The sequence below is a fragment of the Curtobacterium sp. PhB191 genome (assembly GCF_004346515.1).
In the GTDB taxonomy this organism is placed as follows: domain Bacteria; phylum Actinomycetota; class Actinomycetes; order Actinomycetales; family Microbacteriaceae; genus Curtobacterium.
Map to the genome: position 1 here is coordinate 92,458 of NZ_SMBV01000009.1, position 14,672 is coordinate 107,129.

Annotated in this window: 13 protein-coding genes; 10 read left to right on the plus strand and 3 right to left on the minus strand. The window is 73.2% G+C overall.

Going from position 1 to position 14,672, the window contains the following annotated elements; translation table 11 throughout:
* Window positions 1–93: 93 nt before the first annotated feature.
* Both EDF48_RS15050 and EDF48_RS15055 read left to right on the plus strand, forming a co-directional pair.
* Complete coding sequence (locus EDF48_RS15050) at window positions 94–1,113, plus strand: phosphotriesterase (protein WP_131880951.1); 1,020 nt, start codon at window positions 94–96, stop codon at window positions 1,111–1,113.
* Between the two features lie 46 nt (window positions 1,114–1,159).
* Window positions 1,160–2,614 carry an aldehyde dehydrogenase family protein gene (locus EDF48_RS15055; protein ID WP_111086482.1) on the plus strand — a complete coding sequence of 485 codons (1,455 nt, stop codon included), beginning with the start codon at window positions 1,160–1,162 and terminating at the stop codon, window positions 2,612–2,614.
* Here EDF48_RS15055 and EDF48_RS15060 read toward each other — a convergent pair.
* Window positions 2,601–3,803, minus strand: a complete 1,203-nt coding sequence (locus EDF48_RS15060) for an MFS transporter (protein ID WP_159572869.1) — start codon at window positions 3,801–3,803, stop codon at window positions 2,601–2,603. The two genes, EDF48_RS15055 and EDF48_RS15060, sit on opposite strands and share 14 nt — an antisense overlap.
* A complete protein-coding gene (locus EDF48_RS15065) occupies window positions 3,800–4,306 on the minus strand; it encodes a RidA family protein (RefSeq protein ID WP_165932414.1) in 507 nt (168 codons plus the stop codon). The genes EDF48_RS15060 and EDF48_RS15065 overlap by 4 nt, the downstream gene beginning before the upstream one ends.
* Before the next feature lie 100 nt (window positions 4,307–4,406).
* On the opposite strand from EDF48_RS15065, the gene EDF48_RS15070 reads away from it, so the two are divergent.
* From EDF48_RS15070 to EDF48_RS15090, 5 genes are read left to right on the plus strand one after another with little or no spacing between them, the layout of a single operon-like run.
* Entirely contained in the window at window positions 4,407–5,648 is a 1,242-nt protein-coding gene (locus tag EDF48_RS15070) for an aminotransferase class V-fold PLP-dependent enzyme (protein WP_131844896.1), read from the plus strand.
* The gene (locus EDF48_RS15075) at window positions 5,645–6,739 is read left to right on the plus strand and encodes an FAD-dependent oxidoreductase (RefSeq protein WP_165932415.1); all 1,095 of its coding nucleotides are present in this window, start codon (window positions 5,645–5,647) and stop codon (window positions 6,737–6,739) included. Before EDF48_RS15070 ends, EDF48_RS15075 begins: the two co-directional genes overlap by 4 nt.
* Window positions 6,736–8,292, plus strand: coding sequence for a gamma-glutamyltransferase (locus EDF48_RS15080; RefSeq protein WP_131880959.1), 1,557 nt, complete (start codon window positions 6,736–6,738; stop codon window positions 8,290–8,292). The genes EDF48_RS15075 and EDF48_RS15080 overlap by 4 nt, the downstream gene beginning before the upstream one ends.
* A gap of 28 nt (window positions 8,293–8,320) precedes the next feature.
* Window positions 8,321–10,330, plus strand: coding sequence for a primary-amine oxidase (locus EDF48_RS15085; protein ID WP_131880961.1), 2,010 nt, complete (start codon window positions 8,321–8,323; stop codon window positions 10,328–10,330).
* On the plus strand, window positions 10,330–11,763 hold the full coding sequence (locus EDF48_RS15090) for an amidase family protein (RefSeq protein ID WP_131880963.1): 1,434 nt from the start codon (window positions 10,330–10,332) through the stop codon (window positions 11,761–11,763). Before EDF48_RS15085 ends, EDF48_RS15090 begins: the two co-directional genes overlap by 1 nt.
* Before the next feature lie 111 nt (window positions 11,764–11,874).
* Here the strand turns inward: EDF48_RS15090 and EDF48_RS15095 are convergent, their stop codons facing one another.
* Entirely contained in the window at window positions 11,875–12,570 is a 696-nt protein-coding gene (locus tag EDF48_RS15095; protein ID WP_200849186.1) for a GntR family transcriptional regulator, read from the minus strand.
* Window positions 12,571–12,680: 110 nt separating this feature from the next.
* Between EDF48_RS15095 and EDF48_RS15100 the strand changes: the two genes are divergently transcribed.
* The 3 genes from EDF48_RS15100 to EDF48_RS15110 all read left to right on the plus strand — a co-directional run bounded on the left by EDF48_RS15100 (window position 12,681) and on the right by EDF48_RS15110 (window position 14,599).
* On the plus strand, window positions 12,681–13,181 hold the full coding sequence (locus EDF48_RS15100; RefSeq protein WP_131880965.1) for a hypothetical protein: 501 nt from the start codon (window positions 12,681–12,683) through the stop codon (window positions 13,179–13,181).
* Window positions 13,182–13,322: 141 nt separating this feature from the next.
* On the plus strand, window positions 13,323–14,084 hold the full coding sequence (locus EDF48_RS15105) for an amidohydrolase family protein (RefSeq protein WP_111086473.1): 762 nt from the start codon (window positions 13,323–13,325) through the stop codon (window positions 14,082–14,084).
* Window positions 14,081–14,599, plus strand: a complete 519-nt coding sequence (locus EDF48_RS15110; protein ID WP_131880967.1) for a cytidine deaminase — start codon at window positions 14,081–14,083, stop codon at window positions 14,597–14,599. Before EDF48_RS15105 ends, EDF48_RS15110 begins: the two co-directional genes overlap by 4 nt.
* Window positions 14,600–14,672 lie beyond the last annotated feature (73 nt).

The window sequence follows — 14,672 nt, forward strand, 5'->3', positions numbered from 1 at the left end:
GTCGAGCGAGGAGCTCGGCGACACGTGTGGACAAGAGGGATCCAAACCGATGTAGATTGGATCCGTCAAGTCCGCCACCGCGAAAGGCACGTCGTGATCCAGACCGTCCTCGGCCCCGTCGAGTCGTCCGGGATCGGTGCGGTGTCGATGCACGAGCACCTGCTGACCGACGCGAGTGCCCTGCAGCGACCCGGTGTCGAAGCGCTGGAGCCGAGCCTCGCGGTCACCGCGGACCTGGCTGCCGCCCTGCGGTGGAGCCAGCTCGCACTCGCGGACAACCTGCGCCTCGACGACGTCGACCTGCTCGCCGACGAACTCCGCACCGCGCGGAGCAGCGGCCTCGGGCTCGCCGTCGACCTGAGCTCCCTCGGCTTCGGCCCCGACCACGCCCGGCTGCCCGAGCTGTCACGGGCGAGCGGCGTCGGGATCGTCGCCGGCTACGGGGCCTACCTGCCACGACTGCTGCCCGAGTGGTACCTCGACCTGGACACCGACGGGCGACAGGGGCTCTTCGAACGGGCACTGACGGACTCGGTCCCCGGCACCACGTACCGCGCCGGGCTGCTCGGCCTGATGGGGACGACGACGGCGTTCGCGACCGCCGACGGACTCGAGGAACGCCGCAGTCTCACGGCGGCTGCACGAGCGGCGGCGACCACCGGCGCGGCCGTCGTCGTCCGGCTGGCCGCCGACGCCCGGAACGGCCTCGAGGTGCTCGCGCACGTCGTGGCCGAGGGGGTCGACCCGAGCCGGGTCGTGTTCTCGACCGTCGACGAGTTCCTCGACCTGCCCTACCTGCGCGACCTCGGCCAGGCAGGAGCCGTGCTCGAACTCTGCTTCGGCAACGAGGGCTCGCACGTCGGTCGCATCCGCAACGCCAGCGATCCGCAACGGCTCGACGCCTTCCTGGCCCTGCGCGAGAGCGCCCCCGACACCCGCTGGGTCTTCGGTCACGCCACCTGGACGAAGGGCCAGCTCCGTCGGTACGGCGGACACGGCCTCGACCACCTGACCGCCCGGGTCGTCCCCGGCCTCCGCGCACTCGGCGTACCCGACGAGGTCCTCACCCGGATCACGGTCGATGAGCCCGCTCGACTGCTCGACCGTCCCTGACCGAGCACCCCGACCCACCGCACCCACGTCCCACGGAGGAACCGTCATGAGAGACACGCTCGCACCCCTGGCCCCGCTCGAGCCGTTCCTCGTCGACGGCACCTGGACCGCACCCGACGGCGCCGAACTCCTCGACGTGCTCGACCCCGCCACCGAGGTGCTGCTCACCCGGGTGCCGCAGGCCGGTCCCGCCGACGTCGACGCCGCCGTGGCCGCCGCGCGCCGGGCACACGAGGACCGCCGGTGGAGCGGGATGAGCCCGCACGACCGCAGCCGCATCCTGAACCGCGTCGCGGACCTGATCGAGGAGCGGCTCGAAGAACTCGCCGTGCTCGAGACCCGCGACAACGGCAAGCCGATCGAGCGCTCCCGCGCCGACACCGCGACCTCGGCCCGGGTGTTCCGCTACTACGCCGGCGCTCCCTCGCGCCTGACCGGCACGGTCGTCCCCGTCGACGGCGGAGCGCACCACGTGTACACGACCCTCGAACCGGTCGGCGTCGCGGCGCTCATCCTGCCCTGGAACTTCCCGATCATGACCGGCGCGTTCAAGCTCGCACCGGCGCTCGCCGCGGGCTGCACGGTGGTCGTCAAGCCGGCCGAGCAGACCCCGCTCACGATGCTCCGGGTCGCCGCGATCTGCGAGGAAGCCGGTGTGCCCGCCGGCGTCGTCAACGTCCTGACCGGCGACGGCCGGGTCGGCGCCGCGCTCACCGCGCACCCCGGTGTCGACAAGGTCTCGTTCACCGGCAGCACCGAGGTCGGCCGCAAGGTGATGACCGCCGCGAGTGCGGACTTCAAGCGCCTGACCCTCGAGCTCGGCGGCAAGAGCCCGAACATCGTGTTCGAGGACGCCGACCTCGACGCCGTCGTCCTCACCGCCATGCGTGCGTCATTCGGGCACTCCGGCCAGATGTGCACCGCGGGCAGCCGCCTGCTCGTGCAGCGGTCGGTCCTCGACGAGGTCACCGAGCGCCTGGTCGCCGCCGTCCGGAAGGTCCCCGTCGGCGACGGGCTCGACGGCGGGATCACCGTCGGACCGCTCGTGTCCGAGGAGCAGCGGCAGCAGGTGCTCGGGTACATCGAGCAGGGCAAGGCCGAGGGGGCGACGGTCGCGGTCGGCGGCGGCGTGCCCGAGCGCCCGGGCTACTACGTCGAGCCGACGCTCTTCACCGGCGTCTCGAACACGATGACCATCGCGCGCGAGGAGATCTTCGGGCCCGTCGTCGGTGTCATCCCGTTCGACGACGAGGACGAGGCGATCGCCATCGCGAACGACCAGACGTACGGCCTCGCCGCCGGGGTGTGGACCCGTGACCTGTCCCGCGCCCACCGGATGGGCCAACGGCTGCACGCCGGCACCGTGTGGGTGAACACCTACAACCTGTTCGACCCGGCACTGTCCTTCGGCGGGGTCGGCGAGTCCGGCCTCGGCCGCGACCTCGGCGAAGAGGCCCTGCGCGCGTTCTGCGAGTCGAAGAGCGTCGTCATCGCGCTCTGAGGTCGCGACCGGTGCCGCCGCCGTCGTGCCTGCCGAGTGCGGGCACCGCGGCGAGCTGCAAGGCGGCGAGGACGACGAGCGCCCACCCGGAACCGACCGCCGACACCAGGACCCCGCCCACGAGTGAGCCGACGGCGTAGCCCGCGCTGGTGACGGCCGAGAAGACGCCGACGCCGGTGGCCCGGGTGCGGTCGTCGAGCGTCCGGGTGCTCAGGATCGTGAGCGTCGGGAACAGCGGCGAGTACCCGGCACCGACCAGGACGGCACCGGCGGCCGCGGTCGGGAAGTCGTGTGCGACCGCGAGGACGACCAGCCCTGCGGCGAGGACGACCAGGGCTCCTCGTGCGGTGCGGACGGGCCCGATCCGGTCCGGCAGTCCGCCGAGGAGCAGTCGCACCCCGACGACGCTCGCTGCGAAGACCGTGAAGACGTTCGCGGCCCCGGTCAGTCCCTGCGCGCCGACGCCCTGCCCGACCAGGTGCTGGATGAGGAACGCGATCATGAAGCCCTCGGCCGCCCAGGCCACGAGTCCCGCCGCGCCCGGTCGTACGACGGCCCGCAGCACCGCCGCGAGACCCGCACCGGCCGGTCGCGCCGGGCTGCGGTGCACCGGAGCCGATCCGCCCCGCGTGAGCAGTGCCACTCCGAGCCCGGCGAGCTGGATGCCGATCGCGACGACCCACACGGTGCGGTGTCCGGCCGACTGGTACAGGTTCTCGCCGACCACGGGCCCCAGGGCGAGACCGATCCAGACGGCGAGCCCGAACAGGCCGAGTGCGCGGCTCCGCTGGGTCACCGGGACCTCGGCGACGACCCAGGCAGTGAGGGCGGTGGCGGTGGCCGCGTTGCCGGCGCCGAAGACGAGCCGGCTGACCGCGAGGCTCGGGACGCTCAGCGCGACGAGCACGATGCCGAGTCCGGCCGCCGCCAGCAACCCGGCACCGAGGAGGACACGTCGTGGACCGAGCCGGTCGCTCAGGATTCCGGCGAGTGGCATCGCGCCGATCGCCACGAACCCCGCGAGCGACACGAGCAGCCCACCGACGGCGGGGTCGGCGCCGAGCTGGTCCGTCGCCACCCGTGGCACCACCGGGGTGCTCGCACCGTTGACGACGTAGCCGGCGGTCGACGCCACGACGAGGAGCCAGAACGCGGTCCCCCGCGTGCCGGTCTCGGCGAGCGGTCTCACTCCCCGGCTCGGCGGGGGCGGCACTCCAGGCTGAGCCAGAGCTCGAAGCAGGCGCTCCGTGACAGGGCGGTCGCACCGATCGACGCGCGGCCCATCCGACCGACGTCCGGTCCGAAGACGTCGAACAGCAGGTCGCTGGCCGCGTTCGACACCTGGTTGAGCTGCTCGAACCCGGGCGGGCAGAGGACGAAGCACAGCCCGCGGGACAGTGCGGCGACCTCGTCGAGCGAGCCGAGGGCGTAGCGGATCATGCCGAGGGCGTTGACCGCGGTGTAGCGGGCCGCTTCACGAGCCTGCTCGAGGGTGATGTCGACCCCGACCGATCCCGGGTGCAGCATCGTGCCGTCCCGTGACTCCGGGGTCATGCCGCTCAGCTCCAGCAGGTCGCCGGTGCGGTGGAACGCGCGGAGCGAGCTGCCGTACCGGCCACCGTAGGGCGGGTTCGCGTAGTCCGGGATGACGAGTCCGAGTTCCTGCGCGCGGGCTTCAGCGGAGTGCTCCATGGGACAACAGTATCCGGCGGTGGCGGTAATGGATACAACCTGTTTATGATGGGATCCATTCAGCGTCCGGGGGTGACGCGCACGAGGGAGGACCCGCGACATGACGATCGGTCTCGAGGACGGCACGATGGCCGCCCAGGCAGTGACGGCGATCGACGTGGCCGCCGAGCGGTCCCGCACCGCCGGCACCGCAGGGCGCCACTACTTCAACGCGGCCGGCGCGGGCCTGGTCAGCGACGGCGTCCTGGAGGCAGTGGTCACGCACCTGCGCCGGGAACAGCGGGTGGGTGGGTACGAAGCCGCCAACCAGGTCGCCGACGAGGTCGCCGGCGTCTACACCGCAGCCGCCACCCTGCTCGGGTCGGCGCCGGACGAGATCGCCCTGTTCGACAGCGCCACGAGCGGCCTGCGCGGTGTCTTCGACGCGCTGCGGCTCGGTGCCGGGGACACCGTCGTCGCACCCCGCTCCAGCTACGTCAGCCAGGCGCTCCGGTTGTTGGCCATGCAGCGGCACGACGACGTGCGGCTCGAGGTCGTGCCGAGCGACGCCACCGGTGCCATGGACCTCGAGGCCCTGGACCGCGCCGTCGCCGGAGCGAGCGGCCGTGTCGTCGTGAGCGCGGTGCACGTGCCGACCTCGTCCGGCCTCGTCGAACCGATCGCGGAGATCAGCGCCGTCGCCCGTCGCCACGGCGCCCTGACCGTCGTCGACGCCACGCAGTCCGTCGGCCAGATCGACATCGACGTGCGCGCCGTCGACTGCGACGCCCTCGTCACCACCGGCCGGAAGTTCCTGCGTGGGCCGCGCGGCACCGGGATCGCCTACCTGCGCCGCGGGATGCTCGAGGGCGTCGGTGCGTGGGCGCCGGATGTCCGCGGAGCCGTCTGGACCGGCGAGGATGAGTGGACGATGGACGGCACCGCGCGACAGCTCGAGACGTGGGAGTGCTCCGTCGCCGCACGGCTCGGCCTCGGAGTGGCGCTGCGCGAGGCCCTCGACCGCGGGCCGGCGGCGACCGAGGCACACCTGGTCGGCCTCGGCGCCCACCTGCGCACCGCGCTCGACGCCGTGGACGGCGTCACCGTGGCGGACCCGTCCGCGTCAGCGTCCGCGATCGTCACCTTCACGGTCGACGGCGTCGCCGGCAAGGAGGTCTCGGCCCGGCTCCGGCAGCGCCGCATCGACTCCATCTCCGTCCCCGCGAGCCACGCGCAGTGGGACCTGGGCGCCCGTGGCCTGCCGAGCGTCGTCCGCGTCTCGCCGCACGTGTACAACGACGACGAGGACGTCCGGGTCCTGCTCGAGGGCGTCGCGGACGTCGTCGCCGAGGTCCGCGCGTGACGGCCGTGCACGACGTCGTCGTCCTCGGACTCGGCATCCACGGATCCGCCGCCACGTACGAGCTCGCGCGTCGCGGCCTCGACGTCGTCGCGGTGGAGCGCTTCGCACCGGGGCACGAGCGCGGCTCGTCGCACGGCGCCACCCGGATGATCCGCCGCGCCTACCCACACCCGGTGTGGAACGACCTCGTCGACCGTGCGTACCGCGGGTGGGACCGCTGGGGGACCGCAGCCGGCGCGCCCTTCCTGCACCGGACCGGTGGACTGTACGCGCACCGGGGCGAGCCGACGATGCAGGGTGGGGCGAGCCTCCCGGTCGACCGCGCAGCCTGGCCGACGCTCGCGCCCTCGCTGCGTCCGCCCGAGACGTACGGCGCGGTCCACGACCCCGACGCCGGTGTGCTCGAGGCCGCACGGGCACTCGCGTTCGCGCAGTCCGCCGCCGCGGCGGCCGGCGCCGACCTGCGGTACGGCGAGACCGTGCTCGACTGGCAGGTCGACGACGGCGTCGTCACCGTCCGGACCGACGCCGGCAGTGTCCGCGCGCGACGGCTCGTGCTCGCCGGCGGCGCCTGGGCGTCGCACCTGGTACCCGAGGCCGCCGCGTTCTTCGAGGTCTGGCGCATCGTCACGCTCACCGCGCCGACGGGGCAGACCGTGGCGCAGCCACCCGCGCTCGGGTGCTTCTCGGTCGACCTGCCGGAGGGGCTCGTCTTCGGGCTCCCGGAGACCGCCGGATCCGGCGCGAAGATCGGCATCGACGCCGGGCCCGTGGGGGACCCGGACGTGCCCGTCGCACCGCCGACCGAGGCCGAGGTCGCGCACCTGGCCGAGCTCCTCGAAGGGTTCGTCCCCGGCATCGTCACCGACGGTGCCCAGGCAGTCGCGTGCCTGTACACGATGACCCCGGACAAGCGGTTCGTCGTCGGCGCCCTGCCCGAGCAGCCCGAGGTGCTCCTCGCCGCAGCCTGCTCCGGCCACGGCTTCAAGTTCGGGCCGGCGATCGGTGCGGCCGTCGCCGACCTGGTGCAGGGCATCGACCGCCCCGACCTCGCGTTCCTCAGCCCCGCACGGATGGTGACCACCGCATGACCGCCCCAGCAGCACCCTCCACCCGACGCGTCGCCGTCGCCGCACCGCACCCGGCCGCCCTCGACGCCGCCGCCGAGGCGGTCGCGGCCGGCGGGGACGCCATCGACGCCGCGCTCGCTGCGGCCACCGCACTGACCGTCGTCTACCCGCACCAGTGCAGCATCGGCGGGGACCTCGTCGCCCTCGTCCGTCGGCCAGGACAGCCCGTCGTCGCCGTGGTCTCCGCCGGCGCCGCACCGGCCGGCATCGACGTCGCGGCGCTCGCGCAGCAGGACCGGATGCCCCGGCAGGGTGCCCAGACCGTCACGGTCCCCGGCGTCGTCGCCGGGTGGCAGGCGATCGACGCACTCGGCGGCCGGCTCGGGCTCGGCGACCCGTTGACCCGCGCAGCACGACTCGCGGCCGACGGGGTCCCCGTCTCCGCCGGACTCGGCCGTGCGATCGCGGTCCGGACCGACGAGCTCCACGCCGATCCCGGGATGCGCGAGGTCTTCACCGACGACGCCGGGGCGCTCCTGGCCGAAGGCGACGCGCTCGTGCAGCCGGCACTCGCCGCGACCCTGACCGAACTCGCTGCCGACCCGGGCGCGATGTACCGGGGACGGATCGCCGCCTCGATCACCGCTCGGCTGCGGGAGCTCGGTGGCACCCACACCGAGGCCGACTTCGCCGCGCACGACGCCGAGCTCGTCGAGCCCCGCGGCACGACGATCGGCGGTGCCCGATGGTGGGTCGCGCCGCCACCCACGCAGGGCGTCGTGCTGCTCGGGATCCTGCCGGAAGCACTCGCCGGCGGCAGTGAGCACGGCACCGCGACCTCCGCGGCCGCCGACCTCGTCGACGCCGTGCACCGTGCCGCGCTCGTCCGCCAGGCCGAACTCGGCGACCCCCGCGGCGGCTCCATCGACGTCGCAGCGATGCTCGACCCACGCGACTCCGGTCGGGTCGGCGCACTGCCCCGCGCCGGCCGTGCCCTCGGCGACACGGTCGCGGTGACCGCTGCGGACAGCGACGGCACCGTCGTCACGCTCATCCAGAGCGTCTACCAGCTCTTCGGCTCCGGCATCCTCGACCCGGGGACGGGCGTGGTCCTGCACAACCGCGGCTCCGCCTTCAGCACCGACCCCGCGCACCCCGCCCACGTCGGAGCGGGCCTGCGACCGCCGCACACCCTGTTGCCGGTGATCGCCGAGACGGACGACCTGGTGCTCGGCCTCGGGTGCCAGGGCGGCAGCGCCCAGCCGTGGATCCTCGCCCAGCTCGCCCGTGACCTGGTCGCCGCGGGCAGTGATCCCGACGAGGTCCTCGGCCGACCGCGGTTCGTGATCGGTGCGCGCGACCTCGGGCACGAGGTGATGACGCTCGTCGCCGAACCCGGTTCCGAGGACGCGATCGCCGCGGCCGAAGCCCTCGGCCTGCCGGTCGCCCGCACCGACGGCCCCGTCGACGAGGCCGGGCACGTGCAGATCGTCCGGCTGCACGCGGACGGACACCTCGACGCCGCGAGCGACCCCCGCGCGGACGGCCGCGCCGTCGTCCTCGACGCCCACTGACCGCACGATCCACCCGAGAAGGAAGCCCATGAGCAGCACCCACGTCCTCGATCCGCTGACCTCCGTCGAGATCGCCTCCTTCGTCACCGCCGTCCGTGCCTCCGGGCGCATCGGGGCCCGGCCGCGCTTCTGGGGGATCGCGCTCGACGAGGAGAAGGCCAGGGGCACGACCGCCGGTGGCGCCCGTCCGGTGCGGATCGTCGTGATGGACCCGGACGCCCACGCCGCGTGGGAGGTGCGCGGGTGGACCGCCGGCCCGGACTCGCCCGCGATCGTCGAGCTGTGGACCGACGTGGACCACCGTCGCCCCGGCGTCTCGAGTGACGAAGCACGGCTCATCGCGCAGGCCGCACGGAAGTCGCCGCTCATCATCGAGGCGCTCGCGAAGCGCGGGATCACCGACACGTCGCTCGTCTGGGTCGACCCGGAGTCGATCACGGGCTTCGTGCCCGAGGACCTCGCCGACCGCCGCCTGAGCTGGGGCACGGTCTGGTACCGCGAGTTCCCCGAGGACAACGGTTACGCACGACCCGTCGCCGGGCTCGTCCCGATCCTCGACCTCGACACCCTCGAGGTCATCCGGATCGAGGACCACGGCGTCATCCCGATGGCGAGCGAGACCGGCGTCTACACCTCCGGCACCTGGGGGCCCGACCGCGAGGTCTCCGCGCTCGACATCGTCCAGCCGAACGGTCCCGGCTTCACGATCGACGGGCACGAGGTCCGCTGGCAGAACTGGACGTTCCGTGTCGGCTTCTCACACCGCGAGGGGCTCGTGCTGCACGACCTGTCCTACCGTGACGGCGACGTCGAGCGCCCGGTGCTGCACCGTGCGGCCGTCAACGAGATGTACGTGCCGTACCTGGACAGCGACCCGACCGCGTACCGGAAGAACTTCTTCGACTGGGGCGAGTACGGCGCCGGCCCGCTCACCGCGAGCCTCGAGCTCGGTTGCGACTGCCTGGGGGAGATCCGCTACTTCGACGTCGACTTCCTGGACGGCCACGGCGAACCGCAGACCATCGTCAACGGCATCTGCCTGCACGAGGAGGACGACTCGATCCTCTGGAAGCACGTCAACACCCGCACCGGCAGCGCCGAGGTCCGTCGCAGCCGCCGACTCGTGATCTCGAGCTTCGCGACCGTGGCGAACTACGACTACGGCTTCTACTGGTCGCTGTACCAGGACGGCTCCGTCGAGCTCGAGGTGAAGCTCACCGGCCTGATGTCGGTGTCCGGCATCGCCGACGGCGAGACCCCGCGGTACGGCCGGATGGTCGCACCGAACGTGCAGGCCCCGACGCACCAGCACTACTTCGCCGTCCGGCTCGACACCGCCGTCGACGGGCCGTTGAACCGGCTGGTCGAGGTGCACGCCGAGCCCGAGCCCGACGAGGCCCTGAACCCCTACGGCAACGCCTGCATCGCGGTCGAGACGCCGATCGGTTCCGAGGCCGACGGCGCCCGGATGACCGACCCGGCCCGCGCGCTGCACTGGCGCATCGAGAGCGAGTCCGCGCAGAACCGCTACGGCGAGAGCACGGCCTACCGCCTGGCGGTCCAGAACACCGCGCAGCTGCACGTCCGCCCCGGCAGCATCGTCGAGCGGAAGGCGCCGTTCGTCGCGAAGCACCTCTGGGCGAGCGTCTTCGACCCCGAGGAGCGCTTCATCGCCGGCGAGTACCCGAACCAGGGCGAGCTCGGTGACGACGGGGTGCACGTCTGGCAGCAGGCGGACCGGTCCCTCGAGAACGAGCGCCTCGTGCTGTGGCCCGTCCTCGGCGTGCACCACTTCCCGCGGCCCGAGCAGTGGCCGATCATGCCCGTCGACACGATCGGCTTCCGGCTCGAACCGGACGGCTTCTTCGACCGGAACCCCTCGCTCGACGTCCCGCCGTCGGCGACCGACCACTGCGCGCCGGGCGCCGGCCACGACCACGCGGCGCACGACCACGCGGCGCACGACCACCACGCCGACGCCGCGCACGACGGGCACGTCCACGCCGAGCAGCAGCACGACCACGAGGGCGGCCGCTGATGCCCGCGCCCGAGCACACCGCGGAGCACCTCGCCGACTGGTCCGCCGTCCGCCTGGCCGACGCCGTCGCGAACCGCGAGGTGTCGGCGGTGGAGGTGATGCGCGCCCACCTGGACCGGATCGAGGAACGCAACCCGCGCCTCCAGGCCGTCGTCTCCCAGCAGCCCGACTCGGTCTCGTTGGCCGCGGCAGAAGCGGCGGACCGCCGCACCGCCGCGGCACGCGCCGCGGGCGAACCGCTCCCGCTCCTGCACGGCCTGCCCACCGCGGTGAAGGACCTGATGGACGTCGCCGGCCTGCCGACCACGAACGGGTCGGCGGCGTTCGCCGACGCGCGCCCCGCCGAGCACGACAGCGTCCTCGCGACGCTGCTCCGCGACGCCGGCGCGATCATCATCGGCAAGACGAACACGCCGGAGATGGGCCAGGGCGTCCTGACCTTCAACCCGGTGTTCGGCACGACCGTGAACCCCTGGGACACCTCGCGGCACGCGGGTGGGTCCAGCGGTGGTGCCGCATCGGCGCTCGCCGGGCGGATCCTGCCGATCGCCGACGGCTCCGACAGCGGCGGGAGCCTGCGCTACCCGGCCGCGTTCTGCAACGTCGTCGGCGTGCGGCCCAGCCCGGGCCGGGTGCCGAGCGGCCGGACCGGCAACGCCTGGACGCCGCACGGCGTCACCGGTCCGATGGCGCGTGACTCCGCCGACGCCGCACGCTTCATGGAAGCCCTGGCCGTCGAGAAGACCGTCTGGCCGATGTCCGCCATGACGCAGCACCCGGTCCGACCGGTGGAGCTCGACGGCCTGCGCGTCGCGTGGAGCGAGGACGCCGGCGGCCTGCCGATCGACCCGGCCGTGCGTGCCGTGCACCGCGCGTTCGGCGAGCAGCTCGCCGGGCTCGGCGCGGTCGTCGAGGTCGACGAGCCCGACTTCGCGGGTGCGGACGAGGCGTGGGAGACCATCGAGACGTTCGAGTTCTTCCTGGGTGGCCGGCACGCCGTCGACGCCGGTGCCAGCGGGTTCCGTCCCGACTACGTCCGGAACGTCGAGCAGGGGCGCGCCACCACGGCGGCGCAGCTCGCCGATGCGTACGAGCGTCGGACCCGGATGTACCGGGACACGGCTGCGGTGCTCGACCGGCACGACGTGCTCGTGCTGCCGGCGACGCCGGTGGTCGCGCCGCCGGCCGAGGTCGAGTGGGTCGACGAGGTCGACGGCCACCGCTTCGACCGCTACTTCACGTGGCAGATGCTCGCGAACCGGCTGACGTTGACGGCGCACCCGGTCGTGGTGACCGCGGCCGGGTTCACGCCCGAGGGGCTGCCGGTCGGCGTGCAGGTCGTCGGGCGGTACGGCCGCGAGGCCCAGCTGCTCGCGGTGACGCGCGCGATCGAGGAGGCCACCGGCTGGATCCGGCGGGCGCCGATCCTGTAGACGGCCGGCGCGGTCCGGTCGGGAGGCGCGGGTCGGCCCCGCCCCGTCGGTGCGGGACCGCGCGGTCCGGTCTCTCGCGCCGCTTCCGCTGGTCGCGCCGGGTCAGCCGGGTCAGCCGGTGAAGACGGTGGAGGAGCGGCGCTCGTACCAGTGCGCCAGGTGTTCGCCGGCGCGCAGGACGTGGTCGCGCATGAGCTCGGCGGCGCGCTCGCGGTCGCCGGCGACGAACGCCTCGATGAGCTCCTCGTGCTCGCGGAAGTTCTCCTCGCGGTGCCGGGAGTTCTCGCGGAGCACCAGGGCCGAGACGTTCCGGGGGAAGGCGTCGTTGATCTCGACGAGCATCCGGGTCAACCGGGTGTTGCCGGAGGCCTGGTAGATGAGCCCGTGGAACTGGTCGTTGTCGCTGCCCTCGCGCTGCTTCGGCTGCTCGCCCTCGGCCGCCGCCAGGGAGCGCTCGTACATCGCCTGGTTCACCGAGCGGAGCTGCGCGATCGTGGCGTCGTCGAGCCGGTCGACGGCGCGACGGGCTGCGAGCGACTCGAGCTCGGCGCGGACCTCGTACGCCTCGCGGACCTCCCACGGCACCGGCACCCGGACCACGGCGCCACGGTTCGGCACGACCTCGATGAGGCCGCCGGTCTGCAGCTGCCGGAGCGCTTCGCGGACCGGGGTTCGGCTGATGCCGAACTGCGCGGCGAGGTCGGCCTGGCGGAGCGGTGCGCCGATGGGGATCTCGCCGGACATGATCTTCGCGCGGATCCGGGCGGCGAGGTCGTCGACGAGTGCGTTGCCGTCGCTGGTGGTCACGTCGTGGTCTCCCTCGGTACGTCGTCACAGCGAACCCCCGCTGCGGATCCAATCCTGCCAGGTGTTGGATCCCGTTGCCGTATCCGACTCGCTCGTGATTGGATCCAATCATGTCCGTGTTGCTCGTCGTCATGCTCGTCGCAGCCGTCGGTGCGCTCGGGCTCGGCATCGCTGGCGGGCGACGTGTCGGGCCGGTCGCACTCGTCGCCGAGGCGGTGATGCTCGTCGCGATGCTCGACGTCCACGTGTCGGCGCTCCACATGGTGCCGGCGCCGTTCTGGGCGCTCCTGCTCGGTGGATGCGCGATGGGCACGGCTGCGGTGGACCGGTGGCGTCGCCGGAGTCGCCCCGGTGGTGACCACCTGCACGCGCTCGGGATGCTCCTCGGCGCGGTGTTCGTGCTGCTCGCAGGTGGCCATGCCGGTGCTGGTGCCGGCGCGGGGCACTCCCACGGTGCAGTGCTGCTGCCGGTCGGGGTGGCGGTCGCGGTGCACGCCGGTGTGGTGCTGTGGAACGTCGTCGGTGGCCGGGTGCCGCGGGTCGAGTCCGTGCGCCGGGCGGCGTCGCTGGTGAGCGTGCTGGCCATGGGCGCGATGGTCGTCGTGCACTGAGCCGGCGCGGCGGGGGTGCGTCGCGCCTCCAGGCTGGGTGTCTCGCACCCCAGTGCTACCAAATTGGATCCAATTCTGGCAGTATCGGATCACATGTGCGGGAGTTCCGCCCCACGAGCCGCCGACGAGGAGACGCCCACGATGATCATCGACGCCTACAACACCACGCAGGACCGCCGCGGCCGCAGTGACTACCTGAGCGGGGTGCGCCCGGGCGAGGAGCCGCCGGCGTACACGCCGTTCGACGCGAACCGGATCCTCGACCGCATGGACGCCGCGGGGGTCGACCGCGCCATGGTCTGCTCGCTCGCGCAGGGGATCGAGAACGACTTCCTGATGGACCTGGTCGCCGCGCACCCGGACCGGCTGTTCGGCTTCGGCCAGGTCATGCCGCAGTGGGAGAACGCGACCGACGAGATCCGTCGCTTCGCCGAGGGCGGGCTGGTCGGCCTGAAGCTGCACCCCAGCCTGCACGGCTACCACGTCGCGGACCACGGCCTGCTCGACCCGCTGTTCGAGGTCTGCGCCGAGCTCGGCCTGCCCGTGCTGATCAACGCACTCGACGACGCGTTCTGTGCACCGTTCTCCATCGAGGAGATCGCGAAGAACTTCCCGACGGTGCCGACGATCATCGCCCACATGGGTGCGGTGTGGAACGTGCCCGAGGCGATCATCGTCGCCGAGCGGAACCCGCACGTCTACCTCGAGACCTCGGCCACCCTGATGTCCGACGTCAAGCGGGCGTACGCGCGCCTCGGCGCGGAGAAGATCCTGCTCGGGTCGGAGTGGCCGGGCAGCGACTTCGACCTCGAGCGCATGAAGATCGCGAAGGCGATCCCGGACGAGGCCGATCGGGCCCTGGTCGAGGGTGGCAACATGGCGCGGATCCTGGGCTGGTCGTGAGCAGCGGCTCGCCCGAGTCTGACCGACCGGTGCTCGCCGGCCCGCCGTCCGGGATGGGCGCCGCGGACCAGGAGCTGCTCCGGATCGCGACCGACGTGCTCGACCGGCGGTACCGCACGGGGGTGCACGAGGTCGCCGCGGCACTCCGGCTCTCCGACGGCAGTGTGGTCACCGGGCTGCACGTCGAGGCATCGGCCGGTCGCGCGTCGGTCTGCGCCGAGTCCGCTGCGCTGAGTGCGGCCGTCGTCGCCGGGTCGCCGGTGGTGTCGGTCGTGGGGGTGCTCCGCAGGCCGGGCGGGACGATGCACCTGATCGAGCCGTGCGGGGTCTGCGCGGAGCTGCTCGGTGACCACGCGCCCGACGCCCAGGTGTGGGTCGCGGTCGGGAACGGGTTCGGGCCGGTCGGGGTCGCCGAGCTGCTTCCCTTCCGGCGGCGGCGGAGCGCGCGGGCGGCGGCTGGAGCGGTGACGGCGCCCGCGGGGACACCGCCCGGTTCGGCGACACCTGAGGTTTAACACCGCGGAAACACCCCGGACCCCTGCGGTGCCGGATCCCGTCAGAGGATGACGGCGACGGCGCGCACCGGTC

Bases quoted from the DNA above. Each gene is read 5' to 3' on its own strand.
- EDF48_RS15055 (WP_111086482.1), top strand. From the start codon at position 1,160: ATGAGAGACACGCTCGCACCCCTGGCCCCGCTCGAGCCGTTCCTCGTC.
- EDF48_RS15065 (WP_165932414.1), bottom strand. From the start codon at position 4,306: ATGGAGCACTCCGCTGAAGCCCGCGCGCAGGAACTCGGACTCGTCATC.
- EDF48_RS15070 (WP_131844896.1), top strand. From the start codon at position 4,407: ATGACGATCGGTCTCGAGGACGGCACGATGGCCGCCCAGGCAGTGACG.
- EDF48_RS15080 (WP_131880959.1), top strand. From the start codon at position 6,736: ATGACCGCCCCAGCAGCACCCTCCACCCGACGCGTCGCCGTCGCCGCA.
- EDF48_RS15085 (WP_131880961.1), top strand. From the start codon at position 8,321: ATGAGCAGCACCCACGTCCTCGATCCGCTGACCTCCGTCGAGATCGCC.
- EDF48_RS15090 (WP_131880963.1), top strand. From the start codon at position 10,330: ATGCCCGCGCCCGAGCACACCGCGGAGCACCTCGCCGACTGGTCCGCC.
- EDF48_RS15100 (WP_131880965.1), top strand. From the start codon at position 12,681: ATGTCCGTGTTGCTCGTCGTCATGCTCGTCGCAGCCGTCGGTGCGCTC.
- EDF48_RS15105 (WP_111086473.1), top strand. From the start codon at position 13,323: ATGATCATCGACGCCTACAACACCACGCAGGACCGCCGCGGCCGCAGT.